Below are 25,305 nucleotides of genomic sequence, written 5' to 3'. Positions count from 1 at the left end.
TTTCTTTTGCTTCTCGCAAGTCATTCCAGCAAAATACCGGCGTGCTTTCAACATCGCGTTCAGCAGGTGCCCGACTGCTAACTCAATGGGGTGCGCCTCCCATGAATCGTTTGTGTCACGCTCGGCAAGCCGGTTGGCGGCCTTTGCCCTTTGCGCGCGCGTTCGCGCTTGCCGCATTGGTTTTCACGTTGACGGCTCCACACTGGCCGACTCCATACCGGCTGGTGGCGGCGCAGTCGAAACCGCCTGGTTCGCCCACACAAAAGCCAGCTCCGTCCAAGCCGCCGGCGGCCCAGCCGACAACTCCGGCGGCCCAGCCGACAACTGACGCCAGCCGGGCAACGCCAGCCGAGTTGCGGGATGCGCTCTACCGCACCGAGACGTTTTTTGGTGGCACGACATTTGTTCCCCTGCCATTCGTGGAAGCCGAAGCGGCCATTGCGGCGTTGCAGGCCAAATATCCGGCTGACGTGCGCCTGCTCCGCTATGGCGCGCGTCTGAACGAATACCTGGGCAACACGCCCAAGGCCATCCAACTGATGACCCGCTATGCCAACTTGCGTCCTGAAGGAGCCGATGGGCTGCGCCGTCTGGCGGCTTTCCAGCATGGACGCGGTCTCTACGCCGAGGAAGCCCGTACGCTTCAACGTCTGGCGCTGCTCGTGCCGTCGCCTGTCGAGCGCCAGGCCATTGCCGATCGCCTGGCGGCGTTGGCGCAAAACCATGCCCTGCGCGGCATTGATGTCACGGCTTTTTATCGGCAACTCATCGAGCGATACCCTGAAGACCTAACCTTCCTGAAGCGTTACCTGGAGCGGTTGGAGGCAACGTCAAAGTTCGATGACGCGCTCCGCGCGCTTGACGAGTGGCAGCCAAAGTATCCCGATGAAGCTGCCTATTTTCTCAAACGACGGGCAAGCCTGTATGACAGGCGCGGAGAACGCGACGCCGCCATTGCCGTCTATGACCGAGCTTTTGACCCGCTGTGGCCGCGGGTGGTCGTTCGGGATTGGTATGAGTTCCTCCGGCGATATGGTCGCTACCGAACTTACCGTCGCCAGCTTCAAGAGCGTTTCCGCAAGGGAGCCACCGACTTCGATACGGCTGCCAGGTTGTTCAATGTGCTGGCCTATGAGGGAAACCTGTCAGCCGCGGCCCAGACCCTGATGGACCTGGAGAAACGCCGCGCGCAAACCGGTTGGTCACGCGATGAACTCGACCGCGCCGCCACCATGGGCATGAACATCGGGCAGTACGACTTGGCTGCCCGGTTTCTCTATTCGCTGCACGCCACAGGTGGGGCTACTCCAGGTTCGCCGGAGCGGGAGGCAACGCTGGCCAGACTGGCCGCCGCGCTGCTCGATGCCGGTGATGTCGGCGTCACACTGAGCGCGGGCGACCTGTCGCTTTACGCCGATATTGCCCAAGTTGACCAGGGCGCGGGCTTTCTCAACGGTGTGCTGTCGCTCATTCTGGCCGGCAACAACATCCCGCGTGAATATGATCGGGCAAACCGTTCGGCAACGGCATACTTCAACCGGGCGCTGGCCTACCGCTTTTTTACCGCGCTTCAGACAGAATACCCTCAGTCGGCGCAGCTCCCGGCGCTCCAGTCCAGGCTGCTTCAAGCCTTTTCGGCAATGGGCGAATATGAAACCGTCATCAAACTTGGCGATGCGTTTGTGCGGGACTTTCCGACCGCGTCAAACGCTGCCGAGATTGCCTTGCAGACGGCGGAAGCCGAAGCGCGGCTGGGGCGACGAGCAGACGAGCGCAAACGACTGGTGGCGCTGCTCGACCGGTTGGCGGCGCAACACCCCCGTGGAAAGGCACTGATGCCGGTTTCGGCGCGGCGCTGGGTGTTCACCCCAGAGGCGTTGCCATCCGGCTCGGCTGAGCTGACGGCGTCTTCCTACCGCATCTATGACCCAACCGACGCCAACGAGAGCGACGACCAGGACGACTTCCAGTTTTACGATTACCCAAGCGACTACCTCGGCCGGACGGTCGAGCCAAGAGAAACCATAACCTATGCTTCGGTTTTGGAGCGCGTCATCGCCAGCTTTGCCGCCGAATCCCAAAACGCCAATGAGTCCGCCGCTGGCGCTCCGGCCGCTAAACCAGTCCCCAATCCGACGCTGGCCTTTCTCTACGGTGAAATCAAAAAGCATCCGCGTGAGGAGGGGTTGTATGAGCGTTTGCTGCGGTGGCTAGGGCAGCAAAGCCTAGTGGACGAGCAACTGCGGGCGTATCGGCAGGCAGTGCAACGCTTCGGCGACAACACTTGGCGGCATCGCCTGGCGCGGTGGTTTGTGCGGAACGAGCGCCAGGCTGCGTTTGCCGAATACTCGAAGCAACTTGTCGCCGCGCTCGATGACGAAGACCTGGCCGCTTACCTTCAGGCGTTCTTCGCGGACGTTCAACTTGGCGAAAACAACAACGACGCGCGGTTGTACTTGCAGCTTTTCCGGTTTGCCCATGACCGCTTTCCCACCAACTTGTTTTTCGTGCGCGGGTTACTGACCTACTACCGGGCGACGAACCGCATGATGGACTGGACGCGGCTGGCCGGGCAGTACTATTTCGCCGACCCGACCCTGCGCAACGAATATCTCGCCTATCTTTCCGAAAAGAACCGTTTGGCTGCGAGCTACGAAACGGCCAAGGCACAACCCAGCGCGAGCTATCGGCAATTTGCCGCCGACGCCGCGCTCTGGCTCTCGCGGCATGAGGAAGCCATCGAAGCCTATCGGGAGCTGGCCGCGAAGTACCCTGGGGATGCCTATTACAGCGAACGGCTGGCAACGTTACTGCGCTCGCTGGCGCCAGTGTTGCCAACCGCGCGCGATGAAGCCGCCAGCGTGTGGGCAGGACTGTCCAAAGTCTATCCAACGGAAAGCCGCTTCCCGACGCTGGCCGGCGAAGTCCGGGCCGAGGTCGGCGACTGGGAGGGCGCGAAAGCCTACTGGGAGCAACTTATCCAACGCGCGCCGGGCAATCCAGAGGCTTACCTTGAGCTGGCCACACTGTACTGGGACTACTACCGCTACGATGACGCGATTCAGACACTCCGCGTGCTGCGCGAGCGGCTGCGGGATGACACGCTGTACGCCTATCAGCTTGGCGCACTTTACGAAGAGCGGCAGCAGCGTGACCTGGCGCTGGCGGAATATGTGGCGGCGCTGACCACCGCCGGCCCAGAACGCGAGCAGGTCATTGCGCGGCTGGCAACCTTGTCCCGGCGGAAAGATGGCGCCGCCCGCATCGAAGCTACCTTCCGGGCGCGACTGGCCAAGCAAAACAACCCAGACCTCGTACTGGGTTACTTCAGCTACCTGAAGCAGTCCGAGCAACGCGACGCCGGATTCGACCTCCTGGCGCGCGAAGCTGCCCAGCGTACGGAACTTCCATTTCTGGACGTTGTTCGTGATGAGTTTCGCCGTGCCGGGCGCGCTGCCGATGAGCGTCGGGTGCTGGAGCGGCTGGTGACGCTGGCGCGTGATGAACGCGAAAACATCAAGTATCGGCTTCAACTGGCATCCTTTTTTGAAAACCGCAACCAGCGGGAGGATGCCCTGCGGACGCTCGACAGCCTTGCCCGCGATTACCCCAATAACCTTGGGGTGGCGCAGGAGGTTGGCAGCTTTTACGGGCGACTTGGCGCGATTGACAAAGCTGTGACGCTGGCCCAGGCATCGCGGAGCCTTGCCGTTGGGGATTATCGCCGGACGCTCACGCTCCAGTTGGCCAAGCGGCAGCGCGAAGCTGGCCAGGTGGCGAATGCGGAAGCCACGTTGCGGGAATGGTACGCGGCGAATCCAACCGATACCGAAGCCTTCACCCAACTCGCCGACTTGCTGGGTGACACCAAGCGGGATGCCGACTTAGCGGCGCTCTACAAGCAGGGGCTGGCCACGCTGGCCGCCGGAGCTGACGAGGCTCAACTGCGCGGGGGCTACATCCGCGTTTTGACGCGCCTGGGGCGTCATGGCGAGGCGGTTGACCAGCACATCGAGCTGATCAACCGTGAGCCGGAAGACTTGGCGCGGTTGCGAACGGCTTTGCAGTACGCCGAGCAGCATAATCTGCTGGAGCGCCTTGTCCGCTACTACAGTGATTTAGCTACGAAGGCTGATCGCAACTATCGCTGGAATGTCGTCCTGGCCGAAATCTATCGGTTTCAGGGCGATCTTGGAGGCGTGGCGGCGCAATATGCCAGGGCCGTTGTCAACGAACCCCAACGCGGTGACTTCAGGCAGGCGCTGGCGGTCGCTTACCGTCAGGCCGGACGCTACGACGAAGCCCTCGCCACGCTCAAACGCGCATCCGAACTCGATCCGCAAAACCCAGTGTGGGCCACGGCAACCGCCGACGTGTATCTCGAACAGGGCAAGCCCGACCAGGCTGTCGCTGCCCTGCGGGAGTCATTCTCGAAGCGCAAGCAGTTGTCCGCGCAAGTTTACTTTTCAGCCGCCGAGGCGCTCCTCACGGCCGGCTTCGTGGCTGAAGCCGGTGGCTTTTATGACGAAGGCTTCGGGCGCGTCATGAAGTCACCAGGTTCAGAAGTCTTTGGTGAAGAGGATGTCACGCGCTGGCTGCGGACGGTCGTGTATCGTGAATCGGCCGTCGCCGCGCTTGGGAAGCTCGAAACCCTCGCAGCGGCGTTGGCCAAAGCGCCGCAAACCTCGATGACCAGCCGTGGGCGCGACCTTCTTGACGCCACCGTTCGTCCGGCGCGCTTCCCCAAGCTGGTGCGTGACTATGCCACGGCCGCCCAGCTTGCCGAACTAGACAACGCACTGGCGCAGCGCCTGATGCGCGCCGTGGTCAACTCGCCCGACTTCCAACGGCTGACCGCACTTGCCGCCAATGCCTCCCTCTACCGCGCGTATGAAACGGCGCTGATCCGCGCCAAGGACGCCGCCCAGGCAGCCCGTCGGTCGGCCACCGACCCCGGCTACGTCAACGCGCTCCGTGGGTTACTGGCGTTTTATCAGGCGCGCTTGGATACCACGGCCGCGCTCAAGCTGTTGGCGGAGGAGGAAGCGCGTGACCGTTTCCCGGGAAGCTTTGATTTCGTTGCGGCGCGCGCCGATTTCTGCCGCAACGTTGGCGACGTGGCGGCTGAGAAAAGCGTTCTGGAGCAGTATTACCGACAACGCACCGGGGCACTGGTTTCCGACGAGCAGCCGCTCGTGACGCGCCTTTTACAGTTACTTCATCAGCAGGGCGACCGGGCGGCGCTTCAGCGGCTGGCCGCGAGCTATTCGCCCTATCAGTTACAGGTCATCAACTTTTTCGTCTATGTGCGCGAAAAAGAGCTGGCGCGGTTGGCCATTGAAAATGCCGGACAACCGGCTGCCTGGCAAAAGGCGCGGCTGGCGCAGCTCGAACTCTACTTCCGCAACCAGTCCCCAGAAGTGGAGGCGATGTACCGGCAAGTGCTCGGACTCCGGCCGATTGGTGAACAAGCCAATCGGAAACCTGATCCGGCGGGTGAAGTCATTGGCGAGGACTGGTTCCGTACCGCTCGCAACTACGGCATCTGGTTGACGCTCGATGACGCGCGGGCAGCCGACGCGCTGCGTTTTTTGGTAGCTGAAACTGAGGCCGCGCCGCGTTCAGCAGAAGCGCAAACGGCGCTCTCAAACTTTCTGCGGGCGCGCAAGCGTTACCCAGAAGCCCTTGAGCATGCTCGTCTGGCGCGTGAGCTGGCGCCGGAAAACCCAGAAGCCCTCGCCGCCGAAGGCGCGGCGCTCTATGAGATGGGCAACCAACCCGCAGCGCTGGGGACTTGGCGGCGGATACTTGATAACCGGCGTGGGGCGCTAGAGGCCCACCTCACCTTTCTGTCGGTGATGGCGGGGTATGGACTGCTCAATGACGCCCTGCCGCCGGTCGAAGCGTTTCTGATCGGCAAACTTCGTGAGCGCGCGGATGAAGACGCTTACGAACCGTTGGTGGGCTTGCTAACCACGTTGGCCCGCGAGCGTCCGGCCGCCGAGGCCGTCATTGTGCCGTTGTTCCTCCGGGTGATCGCGGCGGTGCCGGACGACACACGGCTGGGACTGCGCCTGACGTTGACCGATGCCTTGCCGGTGCGGATGCGGACGGCCTGTTACCGGCTGGTGAACGAGCAGCTAGCCAACCAAATTCTCAATGCTTACTCGCGCGGCGACTACGAGCTTTACACTGAAGATTCATTCAACGGCGAGACATTGGCCGGCGCACTATCACAGGTGCAGCAAGCATGGGCGGCGGCGTTGGTGGCTTCAAAAGCTTATACCGAGGCTGAACGGGAACTGCGGGGCATGGCGACCCTGCGTGAAACATTGTTTGGGCGGATGCGTGAGGATGCGCCCCCCGACCTCTACGTTTCCAAGCCGGAGGATTTCGCGGTTGCGCCGGAGTGGCTGGTGATGGCGCAGTCCGTGGTGGACATCCGCAGCGACCGCCTCCCGGCCGCCGTCGAACGACTGCAACGTTTCGTCGCCGAGTCGCAGGAAACCACTAATGACGCCGAACCGAGCAGCGATGACGCCGGCCAACGGGCGCGGCATGCCTACTACCTGCTACTGAATGAGGGACAAGCCGGGGCCGCCCTGGCTTTTTTGGAAACGTACTATCGCTTGCAATCGGTTCAGGACAGCAGCTTGGCAACCGCGCTGGGACGAATCGAAACCCAGTTCATGCGTCAGGAAACGGATGCCGCGCTCCAGCAGCTTACGCGGCTGGTCGCACGCGACCCACAGACGCAAACACTTGGTGACGCCGCTGCGCTGGCGGCAACGTATGGCGCTTATGCTTCGGCCCTCCAGTGGCGTCAGCAGCTTTACAAGCGGTTTCCGGGCGATGCCGAAAACCGGATCGAGCTGGCGCGGATGCTGGCGCGTACCGGCGACATTGCGGCAGCGGCTACCCACCTGTATGACGTGGCGCTGGACCGGCGACTATCCACGGAAGAACGCGCCCGCGGCCTGGAACAGCTAGTAGCCATTGTGCGCCGACAGCCATCCGTTGGCGAAACCTGGGTTGGCAAATCCACATCCGTTGACGCGGAAAACCTGACTGTCCTGGCAACCTTGCAGGATGCTCTGGGACGGACGACCGAAGCGCAAAAAACATTCGAGCAGGCCGCCCAGCTACCCTATGCCACCACGGCGCAACTCGCTTTGGGAAATTTTCTGGAGCGCACGAACCGACCCGGTGAAGCGGCAAAGGTGTATGTGCGCGCCCTCCGCGAAAGCCGCTCATCTGACCGTGAGAACGTCATTCGCGCGGCCCTGGCCTCCAATCAAGCCGCTTTGGCATTGGCGCTGGCAAGTAATGTCCAAGTCCTTTCTCCCGAAAGTGCCGTGGATACTGTTTCGTTGAACTTTGCTTACACCCAGCCGGTGGGGACGCCGCCAGCGGTTGCGTATGAGTCTGCTGCCCGCGAGGCTGCAACGGCGCGACAGACCGCACAGCGAGCGTTGTTGGTACGGCTTTCCGCCGTGGCGTTGGCGCAGCGGGATGAGCCATCCGCGTTGCGCTTTGCTCAGGCGCTGCGTGGGATAGCCGACACGAAAGCGACGGTGGAGGAAGCCGAACGGCTGTTGGCCGAAGCTCGGCAGCGGCTCGACCAGCAACCAGCACTCAAAACCCTCTTTGGTCTGACGCCGACGAGTGACCTCGATTTCACTGATACGCTTGGCACGCTTCGCTAGCGGGATGGTTAACTAGGTAGGTCGGTACCCGGTTGGAAAGGAAGCCTCGTTTTATGGAACCATCTGTGCAGGATGTTGCGGATTTCATTCGGCGGCAACTGCATCTCGTCATCGTTGGCCAGGATGCCATTATTGACCAGATTCTGATTGGGTTGTTTGCCGAAGGACATGTCCTGCTGGAAGGTCCGCCTGGGACGGCCAAGACCCTGCTTGTCAAAACCCTGGCGCGCGTGATTGGCGCGGACTTCAACCGGATTCAGTTCACCCCCGACTTAATGCCGGCGGATGTGACCGGAACGAATGTGTATAACACCGCGACCGGGCTTTTTACCTTTCGCCGGGGGCCGGTTTTTACTGACTTGCTGCTGGCGGATGAAATCAATCGAACGCCACCTAAAACGCAGGCGGCTTTGCTTGAGGCCATGGAGGAGCGGCAGGTGACGGTGGATGGCGAGACGCACCGCATGTCGCCGCTGTTCATGGTGCTGGCAACGCAAAATCCGATTGAGTATGAGGGAACCTATCCGCTGCCTGAAGCTCAGCTTGACCGGTTTTTGCTGAAGATCATTGTGGATTATCCATCGCTGGAGGAAGAACTTCAGGTCGTTTCCAACTGGAACCTGGGCTTCAACGCGCGCCGGCTCGATGCCGTGCCGCTGGAGTGCCTAACGGATTTGAGCGTTGTCCTCCACTGCCGCGCGGCCGTCCGGGATGTGACGACGGAGGAAGGTATTCGGCGCTACATCGTGGACATCGTGCGGGGCACTCGTCCGCCGGCGGCGCTCAATCTGACTTGGGGAGCGAGTCCGCGGGCGGCCGTGGCGCTGTTGCTGACGGCGAAAGTGCAGGCCGCTATGGCCGGGCGAACCTTCGTGACGCCCGATGATGTCAAAGCCATCGCTGCGCCCGCGCTGCGCCACCGGGTCGTGCTGCGCTCGGAGGCCCAAATTGACGGTATCACCCCGGACGAAGTGATTGCTGAGATTGTTCGGCGAACGCCCGTGCCGCGTTAGTGTTCAGCCTGACCTGCTAGTGCGGTGGGATGTTTCCGGTGACATTGGCCTGGGCAAGGCGTTGCTTGATAGCCGGCAGCATGTCGTTTTGCGGCGCAAGTTGTTCGAGCTTGGCGACGAGCGGCTTGGCTTCTTCCGGGCGATTGGCGTCGAGCAAGGCAACCGCGTAGTTCTGAATCGTCAGCGTATGATTCGGGTCAATACTGAGTGATTGCTTGAAGTAATCCATGGCCTTGTCCAACTGCTGCGGGCGTCGGAAGTAATAGGTCAGTCCGAGGTCGGTAATGACATTGACATCCTTGGGCATGAAGGTGAGAGCCTTTTCGTACCACTTCTGGGCGTCCTCATAACGCTTGGCGTCAAAGAGCGCATTGGCCAACCCGACGACAACCTGACCATTGTTGGGCTGGAGCTTGTAAGCCGCCTCAAAGCGGGCAATGGCTTCTGGATACTTGGACTCTGCCGCAAGCAACCGTCCCAGGATCGCCAGCGCCTGCCAGTCTTCGGGGCGAAGCTTGACGGCGGCTTCAAAGCACTCACGCGCTTCGGGAATCCGGCCATTCTCGGCCAGGAAAAAGCCCAGCTTCGTCTGGGTATCAAAGTCACCTCGCTTGCTGGCGGCTTCCGCAATGGCCGTTTCGACATTCGGGTTGCGGTGAATGGCGTCGTCAGGGGAATCGCCGGCCGGAACTCCACCCGGACGACCACTTGCTGAAAAGGCTTCAGCCCGGGCTTTTTCGGCTTGCTCCCGAATAAACTCCCGGTTGCGACTGTTGGTGTAAGCAAAGCCAATGAAGAAGCCGGTCACGAGACAGGCAATGGCAAGTGCCACGGCGGTGGATGGTTTCATCGCATACCCACGGGACCTGGCGCTGGGAGCCGGCCCTTCTGACGCTGAGAGTCGTAGCGGCACGCGCCGTCCCAAGTCCTAGCTGGGCGGCAGTCCGTACTGCGCATAGTAATAAAGCACCGGCGCGTTGAAGAGCAAACTGTCAAGTCGGTCGAGCAGCCCGCCATGGCCCGGCAGCACCGCCGCCGCGTCTTTGGCTCCGGCGCCACGCTTGAGGAGCGATTCATAGAGGTCGCCCATTTGTCCGATGATGTTCATCACGATGGCCAGGGGAATGGCATGCGCCAGGGGAAGCGCCGGAAAAAACCAATAGTGAACGACGGCGGCTGCCGCCAAACTCCCTAGAACGTTTCCAATTGCGCCCTCAATCGTCTTGCCCGGACTCACCAGCGGCGCCAGCTTATGGCGGCCAAACGCGCGACCAACAAAGTAGGCCGTAATGTCACCAGCCATGATGACCACGAAGAAGAAGGTCAGGAAACGGCTTCCGAGTTCGGTCGGCTCAAGTCGCTTGAGTCCGATCAAAAAGCCGCACAGGACGCCGACATAGACGACGCCGTGGAGGGTTGCGGCATGGGAGGGAAGCGACTTCTTGAAATCCCGTTCGGTGAGAACACCCTGCACCATGGCCGCGCCCAGCAGCAGTCCCAGCAGTGCCGGGAGAAACTCGATGGCGCGCAGGTAAAACAGGCCATGGACACCGAGTACGCCACAGATACCGATTACGACAAAGGGGACAAACCCAAGTTTTTCAGCCAGATGAAAGTACTCAACCAGGCCAAGGAGCGTGGCTAGGACAACAATGGCTACGAAGAGCCATGGCGTTGGCAGCCAGATGCTCCAAAACAGTAACGGCAGTGCAACAAGCGCCGTGATGACGCGCCAGACGAGATTGGACATGTGCGCGGCACTGCACTGAGGCGAGCGCCTTAGAAGGAATCGTCGTCACCCAGCTTTGGTTCGGGAAGCTGGCGGGCCAGCTCTGGATCGATGGCTGCCAATCGTTGGTAAGCCTGTTGTCCAATCAGCGCCACGCTCCGCGATTTGGCGGCGATCATGTACTCTTTAGCCGCTGCCGCTGGGTCCTGCTTGGCTTCGTAGAGCTTTCCGAGCGCGAAAGCAATGACTTCTGGCGAGACAACAGCGTTTGCCCCGGCTTGCTCTCGTTTTTCACGGAGTTGCTTGTAATGCTCGATTGCCTCGTCAATCTTGCCTTCCGCCGCAACGGCGTCAGCCAGGGCCAGCGTCGCCAGTTGGCCGACGGCGCCGGGCGTGACGGAAAGGTCACGCAGTTCCTTGATGCCCTGGGCCGGATCGAGCTTGAGGCGGCTCAGGGCGGCATAGTAACGGCTCATGAAGCTCTGTGAAGCATAGCCAGCGGCTTTGTCGAAAGCCGTTGCGGCTTCGGTGTACTTGGTTTTCTCATCCGTATAGATTTTCTTGCCCGCGACTGGTGGGTCATCTTCCTTGGTTGGTTCACCTTCTTTCGGTGGCTCTTTGACCTCGGCGTTGTAGAGGGCCAGGGCTTCCGCAAAGGCTTGCTCGCCCTTGGCTTGATTGTAGCTATACCACCAATAGGCCCCGCCGGAGAGGACGGCCACAATCAGGATGGCAAGCCCAATTTTGGCCAGCGGCAGCTCGGTTTCTTCGACCGACTGGCGCACGCGCTGTAGAAACAGGTCAAAAGCCGGTGGGCGCAGCAACGCCTCTCGTTCCGGCGTCATCGGGGGCGTCGCCGCAGCCTGGGCTGCCTGGGCTGCCGCCGCCTTCGCTTCAGCTTTTCTCTTGTTGCGGGTGGTTGTGAGCTTGACACCAATCGCCATCAGACGAATCCTTACTCAAAAATAAAAGGTCAAGTTGCGCAACATAGATGCCTGGCCATAGCCTGTCAAGCCACCGGCTTGGAGCATCCCCGACTTGGGACGTGTCTGATACCTTCGGGTTCGGGGCCGGGCCGCCAGGGCTGAAGGGACAGGCTACATGAGCCGCTCCCGCAAGCGACGCAGGACCAGGAGCGCCATCTCCGGCGTCAGCTCGCCAATATCCAACGCCCGCAGTTCTTCAATCACGGTTTCATTGACCGCTTCAAACAGGGTTGGCTGGTCACGGTGCGCTTTGCCCCGGCGGGATGGCAGGTGCCGCGCCAGTTTCGGCTTGCCGAGCACGTCGAGTTCATTGGCTTCGAGGTTATTCAAAATTTCGCGGGCGCGCTGAATCACCGACGCGGGGAGTCCGGCCAGTCGCCCAACCTCAATCCCGTAGGACTTGCTGGCACTGCCCGGAATGACACGGTGCAGGAAAACAATGTCGCCGGCTTGTTCAGAAACGGCCAACTGCACGTTGCAGACACCGGGCAGGACGCGCGCCAGTTCAACAAGCTCGTGATAGTGCGTGGCAAAGAGCGTCTTGGCCGAGTGCCGCGCGTCGTCGTGGAGGTATTCGCACACCGCCCAAGCCAGCGACAGCCCATCGAAGGTCGAGGTTCCGCGTCCAATCTCATCGAGCAAAACCAGACTGCGCGGCGTTGCGGTGTTCAAGATGTAGGCGGTTTCGGTCATCTCGACCATGAAGGTCGAGCGCCCACGGGCCACGTTGTCGGCAGCTCCAATCCGGGTGAAGATGCGATCCACCAGCGGAATGCGCGCCCGTCGAGCCGGAACGAACGAGCCAATGTGCGCCATCAACACGATGAGACCAACCTGGCGCAGATACACGCTCTTGCCGCCCATGTTCGGTCCCGTGATGATGAGCAGCCGGTCGGTCGAGTTGTTCAGGCGCACATCGTTGGGAACGAACCGGGCGACGTTGGTTTCAACAACCGGATGCCGTCCATCTTCAACCAGCAGTTCGTCATCGGCGTGCAGTTCCGGGCGAACGTAGCGCCGCTGGGCAGCAACCTCGGCCAGGCTGGCCAGCGCGTCAAGCAGTCCAACGACGCGCGCCGCCGCCTGGAGGCGTGGCGCATGTTCGACGAGAAAGGCGCGCAGTTCCTGAAAAATCTGGGTCTCAAGCGCAATCAGCCGCAGTTCGGCGTCGCGCAGTCGCGCTTCGAGCTGCTTGAGTTCCGGCGTCGTGTAGCGTTCACCATTGGCGATGGTTTGCTTGCGCTCATAGTCGGCCGGAACGTGCTTGAGATTCGCTTTCGTGACCTCGATGTAGTAGCCAAAGACGTTGTTGAAACGAATCTTGAGCGAAGCAATCCCGGTGCGCGTGCGCTCACGCTGTTCGATGGACGCCATCGCTCCGCTGGCGTCGTGCCGTATGTGGCGCAGCTCATCGAGTTCGGCGTTGAAGCCGGCCCGAATCACTTGCCCCTCATCTATTTTGATCGGCGGCGTTTCAACGATGGTCGCCTCGATGCGTTCGCGCAGGTCAGCGCATGCATCGAGCGATTCGCCAAGCGTCAGCAGGAGCGAAGCCGAGCATTCCAGAAGCTGTTGCTTGAGGGCCGGAAGGTGGGCGCAGCTTGCGCGCAGCGCCGCGACATCCCGTGGCGTGGCAACGTTGAGTGAAAGGCGTCCAACCAATCGCTCGATGTCCTGAATCGCCCGTAGCCGTTGCCGGAAGGCATCGCGCCGCATTGGGTTCTGATGCAGCTCAGTGACCGCATCCAGACGCGCTTCGATAACCGGCAACTCAAGTGACGGCCGCAGAAGCCACTGCCTGAGCAGGCGTCCACCCATGTTGGTCACGGTCGCGTCAAGCGTGGCAAACAGCGAATCATGCTTGCCACCGGCCGTTCCTTCGACGACTTCAAGGTTTTTGAGCGTCAGCGTGTCCAGCTCAAGTGTCGCAGTCGTTTCAAACCAGGTAATACTCGTCACATGACGCGCATCATTCATCTGCGTTTCGCGGACGTATCGCAAAACCGCCGCGGCTACGCCGATTGCGTGACTTTTTCCTTCCAGACCAAAGCCGGCCAGTGACGAGACGCCGAAATGGTTGAGGAGCAACGCCTGGCCGGCGTCCACCGCGAACCGCCAGTCTTCGGCCAGCGTGAGGACTGCCGAAAAGCGCGGGGGCTGAGCGTCCCGATGGCGCGTGGCTGCGTCATCGGACGGGGGCGCTGGAAAGGCCGGGGCCAGCAACGGGGCAAAGGACTGTGGTGCGAGAACTTCGCGCGGCGCCAGTCGCTCCAGCAGATTCAGGCCCGACGCCAAGTGACCGTCCCCACGGATTTCGGTCACGGAAAACTCGCCCGTCGTGACATCGAGAAAGGCCACGGCCGTGGTTTGGGCGCTCCCGGCCACGGCGGCCAAAAAGCGATTTTCAGCCCCGGTCAGGAGTTGGTCTTCGATGGATGTGCCGGGCGTGACGATGCGCACGACGGCGCGCTCGACGAGCTTGGTCTTGCCGGTGGCTTCTTCGGTTTGATCACAAATGGCGACGCGGTATCCGCGCTCGACCAACCGCGCGATGTAGCCGGCCGCCGCATGATGCGGCACGCCACACATCGGAACGGGCTGCGCGGTGTCCTTGTGACGGGCCGTGAGCGTAAGGTCGAGTTCCCGGGACGCGATGTGCGCGTCGTCAAAGAACAGTTCATAAAAATCGCCCAGCCGGAAAAAAAAGCAGCGTGCCGGGGTGCTGAGACTTGATGGCCAGGTATTGGCGCATCATCGGAGTCGCTGCCGTGGACACCGATGGTTTCCTCCGTATCAGTTTTGGTGCGCCTCCCCAAGGGCGGGAACCCACGCAGCGCGCCAGGATGGCTACGGCAAGATTTCAAGGTCGAGCTGCTGGCGACCGCTCACATCACATTCGCCAGGGGGGAGTTCCTGTTTCAGGAGCGTCAGGGTCGTCAGCGCGCGCCCTTCCGTGCGGATGCGTGAGCTGCTCACCGTCGCCAAGTAGGATGCCGGGAGCGCCGGCATGGCTTCATCGCCGATGACGGCCCCGGATTCACTGCGATACAGCCGAACGTACAGCCGATCCGGCCGATGCAGGCGATTGAGCGCCGCCGCGAGTTGTCCGAGGGTTTGGGCGTTTCCAATGCTCATCGGGTCGAGCGTGTCCATGGCGCGCCCATCGCCAACCAGCAGCGTAACCGGGCCGGGCCGGGCATCCGCCGGAATGGTCACCGCAACGCGCTCGACCAGGGTCTGACCCGAAGCATTGCGCGCCAGGAGGGTCAAGTGGATGGTCTCACCCCGTTGCACCCGCAGCCGATCCGCCCATAGACCTTCAAGCGCCGCATTGAGGCGTGCGTCACGCGCCGTCACGGTGACATGAATGGCGCGCACTTTGCCCTGGGCAAGTCCACTGTTGAGCAGCGTCGCCAGGGGTTGTGCCACGCTGATGCCGACGCCGGTCGCCGGACTGAAATTTGACGCAATCGAGCGGGCAAAGCGAATGGGCGCGGCGCCGTCCAGCTCAATTCGGCCCTCCGCGCGGAGTGTCGCTTCGCCAATGCTCCGTTCGGTCGTCGTCAGGCTGGCGGCAACGCCGATGTTCGCCAGAATGGGCGAGAGGAAGGCATCTTCGACAATTTCAAAGTGATACCGCCGCGCCGCGCCCAAGGCACTTTTGACTTCGACCGTCACGGGAATCATCGGGGCCGCAACGCCGAGTCGCCCACGGATAGCGGCCGACCGATCCTGGGTCATCGCGCCGACCGGGGCTTTGGGAACCGTCAACTTGAAGGAGTTGCCGACGTTGGGAATGACCGTCACGACCTCACCTTCTGACATCGGGAAACTGACGCCACCAATCCCGCCCGGACTGAAGAAGGGATGGCCAAAGGCCAGAATGTCATCGCCCTCGCGCCAAGTCACCGTCCCGGATGCGCTCAGGCCGAAATCGCCACGCATGAGGTCAACGGATACCGTACGCCCTGGGGCAAGGGTTTCCGGCGTAATGGAACCCAGCGCCGCCGGCTGGGCCGGGGCGCTGCCGCCACTGACCACGCGGAATCCCATCCGCTCGAAGGTCGGGCTGAAGGGAGTCAGCACATCCATCGGGAATCCAGCCGCGGCCAGCGGCGTCGCAATCGGTAGAAAAGCCCCACCGTCCCGCCAAACGTCGCGCAGTCCAGGCAGATGGGCCGCTGCCGCCGCGTCAACCGGAATTGGCGCATTGGGATTCGTTTGCCGCGCCAGCGATGGTTGGTCGCTTTCGGCAAACACTTCAATCATGTGGGCGATCGGCATGATGAGGGCAATCGGCTCCTTGGCAAAGGCAAAGGCCGCTGATACTGCCCCAACCAGCTTGCCCTCGATAAAGACCGGACTGCCGCTCATGCCGGCAAAGACCAGCGTTCGTTCGACGTTTGAGCCGGTCAGGCGCGCGACGACAAACGACTGTTTGGGGTTAGGCGTGCCGGGTAAAATCCCAAGCACTTCAACGCCAAATTCCTCGACGCGGTCGCCTTGAAACACCGTCCGGCCAACGCCCACCAGTCCGGGACGAATGGCCGAGAGGGGAAAGAAACGCGGATCATCGGCCGTGATGCGCAACGCGGAGCGGGTCGCGTCCGTCACCGCGTTGTGCGCTACGGGCGTTCCGCGACCAGATTCATGCCCCAGTCCAAGGCCGCCGGTCAGGACGACATAGACCAACCAACACAGTCCCTGCCACACGGTACGCCTCATCATCATGCCAACCTCCATCATCTATGCAGCCATCAGGTACTTGCCTGGGCCACCACGCCGAGCTTACCGGCGCGGCGCGGCGTTGCTTGCCGGGGCGAACGTCATTTCCTTGAACAGGTAATCCGCGCCGGCCATTTTCTCGGTCAAAAACAGCACATAGCGGATATCCACGCTAATCGTCCGTTGCGCGTCGTAGTCATAGAGAAAGTCATTGCCCAGCCCTTCAAAGTTCCCATCGAAGACGACGCCGATGATCTCACCCCGCCCGTTGAGAATCGGGCTTCCCGAATTACCGCCAATGATGTCATTGGTCGAGAGGAAATTCACGGGCACGTCGCCGAAACGGGGTTCAGCATAGCGCCCGTGGTCTTTCCGCCGGTGCAAGTCAATGACGGCCTTGGGCGCGGCGAATGGATCAACGCCACGATCCTTTTCGACAACGCCGAAGAGCGTCGTGTAGTAGCGATACGTCGCCCCATCCTTGGGCGTGTAGCCCTTGACCTCGCCGTAGGTAAACCGCAGCGTCCGGTTGGCGTCTGGGTAGAACGGTTGATTGCCGCGACTGGCGGCCAGTGCCGCAATGTAGCGCGCGCGCAGGGGGCTGACTTCCGTGTTGTAGCGTTCGCCGCGCTTGCGGGACGCCTCCGCCTCTGGCGCGAGCGCGAGCAAGAAGTTGAGGCCTGGGTCATCGAGGCTTTTGATCTGCGCTGCCGACAGCTCAAACAGCACTTGAAGCCGCCCTGGCGTGTCGTAGTAGGGCGACTCGATGATGCGCTGGGCGAGTTCCCGTTGGGCAGCCGCGCGTGCGTCGCCGGTTTTGCCTTCAAACTGTTTGTCGAGAAACGCGACGCGCGCGCCTTGCGGCTGCTTGTCGGCCAACTCGAAGAGCGCGACCAGCCGTTGTCGTTCGAGCGCTAGGTTGCGCTCCCGGAAGAGTGTCGGGACAAAGGCTTTGACCCGATTGGCCTGAGCTTCCAACTGGGCATTTCGCTCACCGGCTGGCTTTTCGGCGTCCACGGCACGGGCAACAGCGAGATTGGCGACGCCGGCGACTTGACTGACGAAGCCGGGTATCCGTGGCAACAGAAAGTCCGTTGCCACAAATGGACGATATTCCTCGTTGAGCGTGGTCAACTGCGAAATGACAGTGCCGTACTTGGCCTGGTTATCTGGGGTACTGGCAATGAATTGCGCCAGCGCGGCCTCCTCCTTGCGACGGCGTTCGAGGAACTGCACCCGGCGCAGCGTCCGCTGCGCGCCCTGGTAGGCTTTGAGTGAGTTGCTCAGACCAAAAATCTGCGACGCCAGGGCCAATGCCGTCTTGCGGTCGGCTTTGGCCGCTTCTTCCAGCGCCGCAATCTGACCGGAAAAGAAGTCAATCAACAGCGGAATCTGAATGCGCTCATTGGTTTCGACGGACGAGGCTTCACGGTAACGGTTCGTCCGTCCGGGGTAGCCCATCACCATCGTGAAGTCGCCTTCCTTGTAGCCAGACATCGAAATGGTCAGATGCTTCTTCGGACGATAGGGAACGTTGTCCTTGGCGTAAGCCGCCGGACGGTTGTCCTTGTTGGCATAGACTCGGAAAAAGGTGAAATCTCCACAGTGGCGCGGCCACTCGAAGTTGTCCGGGTCGCCGCCGTAGTAGCCGATGTCCTTGGGTGGGGCATAGACCATCCGCACATCCGGGAACACGTCATAGACATAGAGGTAAAATTGCAGGCCGCTGTTCATCTCGACGACCTGGGCCTGGCGATTTGGTTGTGCCTGGGCGTCAACGACCTTTTTGCGATTGGCAGCGATTTGTTTTTCCCGCTCGGCCGCCGGCATGTCGGGCGTCACGCCGGCGAGGATTTCCGAGGTGACATCCTTGATGATGTCGAGCACCTGGACGGTGTAGCCTGGTGTCGGCAGTTCTTCCGACCGATTTTTGGCCACGAAGCCGTTGGCGACGTAGTCTTTTTCCGGCGTGCTCAGACTGGCGATGCCGTCAAACGCAACGTGATGGTTGGTGAGCACAAGCCCCTCCGGTGAGACAAACTCGCCAGTGCCGCCGTCAATGATGACAATCGCATCCTTGAGGCTTGGCCCGTTGGGGTTGTAAATATCTTCGGGCTTGAGGGTAAACCCTTTGGCGCGCATTTTGGCGAGCGGGAGGGTGCTGACCGTATCCGGCAGCCACATGCCTTCTTCTGCCCGCGTGGGGGCAATGAGCCAACCGGAAGACAAGGCAAGCGCCAAGCCTCCGGCGATGAGTTTTCTGTACATGGACGACAAACGCTCTCCAGTGATGGAATCAGGTGTGATGCATCTGCGGACAATAGCCGGAAACGATGCCGGCCGAAAGCGGGAGATGCATCCATAACGAGGTGACAATCCCTGCCCGTGAGCTTGCTTCCGATTGAGGCTTACCTGCCAACCATCGTGGAAACCCTGCGCGCGGCCGGTCGGCTTGTCTTGCAAGCGGCTCCCGGCGCAGGAAAAACGACGCGCGCCCCGGCCGCCTTTCTGGAGGCTGGCCTCGCCGGGGCGGGCGACATCGTCGTGGTCGTGCCGCGTCGCCTGGCGGCTCGGATGGCGGCCCGCTTCGTTGCCCAGGCGCGAGGTGAAACTGTCGGCCAGACCATCGGTTACACGGTGCGCTTCGACGACCGAACCGGCCCGGCGACGCGGTTGCGCTTTGTCACGGATGGGCTGCTGACACGGCGTCTGCTCGCTGATCCGACCTTGCGTGGAACGGGCTTGGTGGTCATTGACGAGTTTCACGAGCGCCACTTGTCAACCGACCTAGCACTGGCACGCATTCGCCAGTTACAGCTTCAGTCACGGCCTGACTTGAAGCTCGTCGTGATGTCGGCGACGCTGGACGCCGAGCGCGTGGCGGCCTTCCTCGACCAGGCGCCGGTGATTGCCGTGCCCGGTCGGACGTTTCCGGTTGTCATCGAGCACGCCCCAGCGGAAAGCTCCGCACCACTGTCCCACCGCGTCGCGGCCGCCGTCGAACGCTTTGCGCGGGAGACCTCAGATGGTGACATGCTGGTTTTCCTGCCGGGGATGGCCGACATTCGGGCCGGCTTGCGCGCCTGCGCGCCGGTGGCAGCGCGTCATGATTTGGCGCTGCATGCGCTTCATGCCGCGTTGCCGGCGGCAGAACAAGATGCCGCCACGCAGCCCAGCGCGCGCCGCAAGGTGGTGTTGGCGACAAACGTGGCCGAGTCGGCCATTACGATTGAAAACATCGCCGTCGTCATTGATTCCGGTCTGGTTCGGCGGGTTGAGCATTCGCCCTGGACCGGCTTTCCCCAGGCGACGACTGGTCGTGTCGCGCAAGCTTCGGCCGTCCAGCGAGCCGGACGGGCGGGCCGGACGCGGCCAGGGCATTGCCTACGGCTTTACACCGAAGCGGATTTCAACTTGCGGCCGGCTTTCGAGACACCGGAAATTCACCGGACGGATTTGGCCGAAGCTGTTTTGGAGCTACGGGCGGCCGGCGTCCACGATTGGCCGGCGTTTCCATGGTTTGAGTCGCCGGGTGAAGCCGCGCTTGGCCTGGCGGAGCAGGTGTTGCATCGGCTTGGGGCGCTCGAAGGGAATGCGCTAACGCCCATCGGCCGCGCCATGCTGGCGTTGCCGACGACGCCCCGCTTGGCGCGCCTAATTGTGGAGGGCAAACGCTACGGCATCGAGGCGGAAGCCTGCCGGGTTGCCGCCTTGCTTGGGGAGCGTGATGTCCGCGCCGCGCCAACACCGCAGGGCGGGTACGGGGAGTCTGATGTCTTGGCGTTGTTGGACACCTTTGAAACGGCCAATGACCCGGCAACCGTCGCCCGGGTGCGCCGCGCCGAACGGCAGCTCGTGGGACTGGCGCGGCGACTACCACCGCTGCCGAGGTCGGACCGCCCGGCTCAGTCCGACCGGGACACATTGCTGGAACGCTGCCTGCTGGTAGCTTTCCCAGATCGCGTTGGGCGGTTGCGTCGCCGCGTGGAGGGCGAACGTGAGATGGTCTTGCCGAGCGGTGGACAAGCCCGACTTGCGCCGTCAAGTGTCGTCACGACTGCCGAACTCGCGCTGGCGCTGGATGCCGAAACCCAAGCCGATGGAACGACGCTCATTCGCCTCGCCAGCCGCATTGAATCCGATTGGTTGTTGGAGCTGTTTTTTGACGCGATTGAAGAAACGGACACCCATGAGCTTCGCGCCGACGGGCGGATCGTCCGGCGCCGCCGCCTGCGGTATGATGGCGTCCTGCTTGAGGAGCAAGTCCTGCCAACCGTTGAGCCGGAAACGGCCGCTCGGCTTTTGGTTGAACATCTGCGCGCCGATGCTCGGCAAGCCGACGCCATCGGGCGGGCACTGGAGCGCCTTCAAGCCCGGCTGGCCTTTGTTGCTGCACAAGTTCCTGAAGCTGGACTCAAGCCGTTCACCGATGATGCGGTCTGGGCTGCCGCCGCAACCCTGTGTCTGGGGTGCAGGACGGTGGAAGAGGTCAGGCGCGTTTTGCTGGCCCGCGGTTTAGCCGAGCACTTGCTGATGCAACTGACGCCGGCACAGCGCCAGCAACTTGACCGGCTTGCGCCGGAGAGCCTGCCGTTTGGCCGCCGCCGAACGTCCATTGTGTATCCCACGGATGGACAGTTGCCGTATGTTGCCGCCCCGATTCAAGATTTCTTCGGGTTGGTTGAAACGCCGCGCATCGCTGGCGGACGGATGCCGTTGACATTGCACCTACTCGCGCCGAATCGTCGCCCCATACAGGTAACGACCGATCTCGGTGGGTTTTGGAAGCGGGCGTACCGCGAGCTGCGCCCGCAACTTGCCCGGCGTTATCCCAAGCATGCTTTTCCTGAAATTGGCGATGATGGTCAGCCGCGCCCAAGGTGACGTGGAAACACCGTCTTGGCTGTGGGTCCAAGCTTCCAAATGGTTTTTTCAAATGGTTTTTGTGGGCGGACGGTTGGCGACACCGACGCTTTAGGCGGATGCTCACTGGTTGGTTGCCGCGGATGGCGCAGCGGCGTTGGAGGCTGGCGGGAGCGCGGCCGGTTGGCGCTTGAAGTATGTCCGGTAAGCCAAACGCGCGACGTTCCATAGTTTCTCCCATCCAATCTTGACCTCTTCGCCACGCAGTAGCTTGCCAATCACTTGGTCGCGCACATGAGCCGTCGCCCGTTTGAGCAGAAACTCCTTGGCATGGGGGCGCGCCACTTCAAAGAGATGGAACGTCGGGCTGAGACTTTGCCCCATGCCTTCAAGCGTCATCAGCGCCCGAACCACGAACGTAAAGCTGGCCGGAATGCGAAACGGGTATTCGTAAAGCGTGCCAGACACAGTGGCGTTGAGTTCGGAGAAGGTCAGTTGCGAGAGCTTTTTGCCTTTGTATTGGGCCAGAATGCCTTCGGCGGCCGCGCGGAATGCCACCGGGTCATAACCGGGTTGCAAAAAGCCCAGCGCAATGGCGTCGCCAACCAGTCCCATCAAATCCCGGTCAGTGATGTGAAAAAAAGCATCGAGGAGGCCAAGGCGCATCTCGTCGGTAATGCGTCCAACCATGCCGAAGTCAAAAAACGCAAGCTTGCCGTCCGCCATGATGCGCAGGTTGCCAGGGTGCGGGTCGGCATGAAAAAAGCCGTCTTCGAGCAGTTGTTTGAGGTAGGCGCGGACGAGCAGCGTCATTTTCTCGAGCGGGTCGAAGCCGGCTGCGCGGAGGCGCTCGGCATCGGTTGGCTTGACGCCGGCAATGTATTCCATCGTGATGACATGCCGGCTCGATAGCTCCGGGTAGATACGCGGCAGGTAAACTTCCTGGCGCCAACCGGCAAAGTTCCGCCGAAACTGCGCCGCGTTTTCCATTTCGCGCTCATAGTCCATTTCTTCGTGCAGCATCGCCTCAAATTCGGCCACGATGCCGCTCCAATCAGCTCCCTTGACGCCCGCCAGCCAAGTCGGGCGGCGCTCCAGATAGGCCGCCACGACCCTGAGCACCTGAAAATCGAGCTGGACAATCTCGGCCAAATTAGGACGCTGAATTTTGACAACGACGTCCGTGCCGTCTGGCAACTGGGCCCGGTGGACTTGTCCCAGGCTCGCGGCGGCCAGCGGGCGCGGCTCGATGCGCCGAAAAAGCGCGTGCGGCGGCTGGCCTAGCTCCTCTGCAATGCGCTGCCAAGCCACCTCGGTTGGAAAGGGCGGCACGGCATCCTGCAGCACCGTGAGCGCCTGCACGTAGGCCAGTGGGAGCAAGTCAGTCCGCGTGGAAAGCATTTGCCCGATCTTGATGAAGGTCGGACCCAGCTTGATCAGGATGGCGCACAAGCGTTCAGCCTGTCCGGCGTGAAAGGCGGCATCGGCAATCGGCGGCCGTCCGGTGCGGCGCAGGAGCGCCTGCACGCTGCGCGCCCACCACGTTGGCTGCGCGCTGCCCACGCGCAAGGAGCGGATGGCATAGGGGAGGGCAAAGCCCAGCCCAAGCCATAGGATGTGCAAGAGCCGTCCCCGCGCGCGCCACCCAAGCTGGCGCAGGGCCGTGTAGAAGAAATGCAGTTGACTGCCTGACGAACGTTCTTTCGGCAACGGCGGCATCTGGGGCGGCTCAGTCATGGTCTGGCGCGGGGAGCAGGGGAATGGCTGGCGTGGGCCGCAACGTTAGTCAGCGCGAAGTTAGCTTCGCGCAAAGTTAGTCGGGTGGGCGGCTGTCATCGGCTTGTACGGCCCGAATGAGGTCAGCCCGAAGTTGTTCAACCAGCGATGTCGTGGGATCGAGTCCCTCGCGTGTGCCTGCCACCGTGCCATCTTTGCGCAGGATCACGAAACTGGGAATGACCGAGAGGTTGAGCCGCCGAAAAAGCAGGCTTCCCCGTGGATCGCGGGCCAACCGGTAGGGTAGGTGCTGCTGCTCGCGCCAGGTCTTCAGGTCGGCATCGCTGATGAAATCCCGATCACGGGGTTGCGTCCCGTTGGTCAGCACCAGGCACAGGGTGACTTGTGGGTAGCTGCTGGAGACCTCCTGCATCTGGCGCAGCAGTGGGCGGATGAGCGGAAACCCGTAGGCCGCGAAACACAACAAGCTGACCTTGCCCCGTAGCTGCTCGGCATCGAGCGGCGGGCCGTCTGGCGTCGGTAGCAGAAATTCAACTGGATCACCCTGTTTCTGAACCTTTTGGACAACCATCGGGCTTTTTTCCTGCGCGCCGCTAGGTAGAAAAGCCGCCAGCCCCGGAATGACAACCAGAGCCAGTAGCAGACAGGCAAGTGGCCGCTTTGGAAGCAACAGCGTAAACCTCGGTCGAATCATGGTAAGACGTGGCAAGTCAGGAAACAGGGAAGGGATGGGCTTATGTTCCAAAAGGTTGCATCCCGGACCTAGCGCGACTGACCCGCCCAAACCCCTAGCGTAGAGTTCGGTTGGTCGCAAGTCCAGCGCGACGGCAAAGCGAAGCTGACGGAACGATCCCAACTGGGCAGGCGTTTGGGGAAATACTGACGCGCTATGTTACATTACGGGTGTCCTGTAGGCGACACGGAGGTTCACAAATTTTTCTATGATCACAGTGATAGCGGCGCTCTGGTTTGGCGCAAGCTGGCTGACAAGCGAGGCGCTTGTCACGCTGACCGCCTTTTTTGTCGTGCTTGGAACGACGGTTGTCATTCACGAGTTTGGCCACTTTGCCGCGGCCAAGTGGCTTGGCATGAAGGTCGAGATTTTTTCCGTTGGTTTTGGAACCCGCTTGTTTGGCTTCAAGTGGAAAGAAACCGACTACCGGCTATCACTGATACCCCTTGGCGGCTACGTCAAAATCACCGGCATGGACCCAGAGGAAGAAGCCGCGCAACAGCGCCATCCAGACGCCTACCTGATGCGCCCGAAGTGGCATCAGTTTCTGGTTCTGGTCGCCGGACCGGCCATGAATATCGCGTTGGCGCTCGCCATACCGTTCACCATCGGCTTGTTTTTCTTCAAGGCTCCGGCCTACCTCAGCCAGCCGGCCGTGGTCGGGGCCGTGCCGCTTGGTTCGGCGGCAGAGGAGGCTGGAATCCAGCCCAACGATCGCATCGTCAAGTTTGCCGGTATTGAGTCTCCGACGTGGAGCCAGGTTCGGGACTACACGGCCATCAATGATAGTAAGCCGGTTCCCGTCACCATCGAACGGAATGGGCAACGGCTTGATCTGACCCTGGTGCCCAAGCCGCGCCAACACGCTGGCAATACGGTCGGCGAGGCCGGACTGCTCCCACGCGACATTCCAACCGCCCTGCCGGTGGTGGCGAACGTGCAGCCTGACTCGCCGGCCGCCCAGGCCGGGCTTCAGCCCCAGGACAAACTACTGACCTTCGATGGGCGGCCAATTCCAAACTTCGACTGGTTCAAACAATCGCTGCAAGCCTATGAAAACCGCCAGGCAACGCTGACAGTCGAGCGTCAGGGCCAGGAAGTTGAGCTATCCCTGACGCCAAAACGGATTGATGGCGAAATCCGCATCGGGTTTGTCCCTGTGCCGCCGCCCCCGCTGGCATTGACCAAGGAGCGCAAGTCGCTGCTTGGCGCGGCCCAGCACGCCATCAATGAAAACATTCGCTTCATCGTGTTGACGGGTGAGGCTTTCCGTCAAATTTTTCGCGGCGAGCGAAAGGTATCCGACACACTCGCCGGTCCGATTGGCATCGCCAAGGCTTCGGGAGATGCCGTGAAGTTTGGTGGCATCGAGGGGCTTTTCTTCATCATGGGGCTATTGAGCCTCAACCTGGGCATTTTCAATCTCCTGCCGATCCCGGTCTTGGATGGCGGACACATTTTTCTGCTCACGCTCGATGCCATGGCTGGGTGGGTTGGCTGGCGCTTGACCGATGACATCAAGCAGCGGTTCAATCAGGCTGGATTTGCTGTGCTGATGCTGCTGATGGTGTTTGTCATGTTCAACGACGTAACTCGTTTCTGGTGGAAACCGGGTGCGGTTGAGCCACCGCCGCCGCCAGCCGCTGAAAAGCCGGCCCCCGCCCCGCTGACGCCTGGCGCGCACAGGGTGTGACTTCGGTGCATCGCTTCCGGCCAACAACGGGGAAGCGGAAAGAAACGCCTGGGGTGGATGGAAACTCCTGTCAGGGCTGTGGCTTGACGCTCGGTAGCGAATCCGGCTACCCTTGCCGAC

12 protein-coding genes and 1 pseudogene are annotated in these 25,305 nt (G+C 61.6%); 4 read left to right on the top strand and 9 right to left on the bottom strand.

The features are described 5' to 3' along the window. Window positions 1-101: 101 nt before the first annotated feature. Window positions 102-7,706 carry a tetratricopeptide repeat protein gene (locus tag J8C06_RS06215; RefSeq protein WP_211427862.1) on the top strand — a complete coding sequence of 2,535 codons (7,605 nt, stop codon included), beginning with the start codon at window positions 102-104 and terminating at the stop codon, window positions 7,704-7,706. A 53-nt stretch (window positions 7,707-7,759) separates the two neighbouring features. After that, window positions 7,760-8,719, top strand: a complete 960-nt coding sequence (locus tag J8C06_RS06210) for an AAA family ATPase (protein ID WP_211427861.1) — start codon at window positions 7,760-7,762, stop codon at window positions 8,717-8,719. Between the two features lie 16 nt (window positions 8,720-8,735). Here J8C06_RS06210 and J8C06_RS06205 read toward each other — a convergent pair whose 3' ends face one another. The 7 genes and pseudogenes from J8C06_RS06205 to J8C06_RS06180 all read right to left on the bottom strand — a co-directional run bounded on the left by J8C06_RS06205 (window position 8,736) and on the right by J8C06_RS06180 (window position 18,427). Beyond that, the gene (locus J8C06_RS06205) at window positions 8,736-9,569 is read right to left on the bottom strand and encodes a tetratricopeptide repeat protein (protein WP_211427860.1); all 834 of its coding nucleotides are present in this window, start codon (window positions 9,567-9,569) and stop codon (window positions 8,736-8,738) included. Window positions 9,570-9,647: 78 nt separating this feature from the next. After that, a complete protein-coding gene (locus tag J8C06_RS06200) occupies window positions 9,648-10,469 on the bottom strand; it encodes a phosphatidate cytidylyltransferase (protein WP_211427859.1) in 822 nt (273 codons plus the stop codon). A 29-nt stretch (window positions 10,470-10,498) separates the two neighbouring features. Next, a complete protein-coding gene (locus J8C06_RS06195) occupies window positions 10,499-11,392 on the bottom strand; it encodes a tetratricopeptide repeat protein (protein WP_211427858.1) in 894 nt (297 codons plus the stop codon). Between the two features lie 153 nt (window positions 11,393-11,545). Then, window positions 11,546-14,140: pseudogene (gene mutS / locus J8C06_RS06190) on the bottom strand (DNA mismatch repair protein MutS); the annotation flags it as partial. Then, the gene (locus tag J8C06_RS15295; RefSeq protein ID WP_455423683.1) at window positions 14,112-14,210 is read right to left on the bottom strand and encodes a MutS N-terminal domain-containing protein; all 99 of its coding nucleotides are present in this window, start codon (window positions 14,208-14,210) and stop codon (window positions 14,112-14,114) included. The pseudogene mutS and the gene J8C06_RS15295, both read right to left, overlap by 29 nt. 71 nt (window positions 14,211-14,281) lie before the next feature. After that, a complete protein-coding gene (locus J8C06_RS06185) occupies window positions 14,282-16,165 on the bottom strand; it encodes a hypothetical protein (RefSeq protein ID WP_211427857.1) in 1,884 nt (627 codons plus the stop codon). A 57-nt stretch (window positions 16,166-16,222) separates the two neighbouring features. After that, window positions 16,223-18,427, bottom strand: a complete 2,205-nt coding sequence (locus J8C06_RS06180; RefSeq protein WP_211427856.1) for a S46 family peptidase — start codon at window positions 18,425-18,427, stop codon at window positions 16,223-16,225. A 117-nt stretch (window positions 18,428-18,544) separates the two neighbouring features. Between J8C06_RS06180 and hrpB the strand changes: the two genes are divergently transcribed. Beyond that, window positions 18,545-21,043: an ATP-dependent helicase HrpB gene (hrpB, locus tag J8C06_RS06175; protein WP_211427855.1), complete on the top strand. Its 2,499-nt coding sequence runs from the start codon at window positions 18,545-18,547 to the stop codon at window positions 21,041-21,043. 102 nt (window positions 21,044-21,145) lie between these two features. Here the strand turns inward: hrpB and J8C06_RS06170 are convergent, their stop codons facing one another. After that, window positions 21,146-22,759: an ABC1 kinase family protein gene (locus tag J8C06_RS06170; RefSeq protein ID WP_211427854.1), complete on the bottom strand. Its 1,614-nt coding sequence runs from the start codon at window positions 22,757-22,759 to the stop codon at window positions 21,146-21,148. A gap of 76 nt (window positions 22,760-22,835) precedes the next feature. Further along, entirely contained in the window at window positions 22,836-23,453 is a 618-nt protein-coding gene (locus J8C06_RS06165; RefSeq protein WP_211427853.1) for a TlpA family protein disulfide reductase, read from the bottom strand. A gap of 247 nt (window positions 23,454-23,700) precedes the next feature. Between J8C06_RS06165 and rseP the strand changes: the two genes are divergently transcribed. After that, a complete protein-coding gene (rseP, locus tag J8C06_RS06160; RefSeq protein ID WP_211427852.1) occupies window positions 23,701-25,185 on the top strand; it encodes an RIP metalloprotease RseP in 1,485 nt (494 codons plus the stop codon). Window positions 25,186-25,305: the final 120 nt, after the last annotated feature.

The sequence above is a fragment of the Chloracidobacterium validum genome, assembly GCF_018304825.1.
Classification (GTDB): domain Bacteria; phylum Acidobacteriota; class Blastocatellia; order Chloracidobacteriales; family Chloracidobacteriaceae; genus Chloracidobacterium; species Chloracidobacterium validum.
This window is presented reverse-complemented; position numbering and strand designations above follow the sequence as displayed.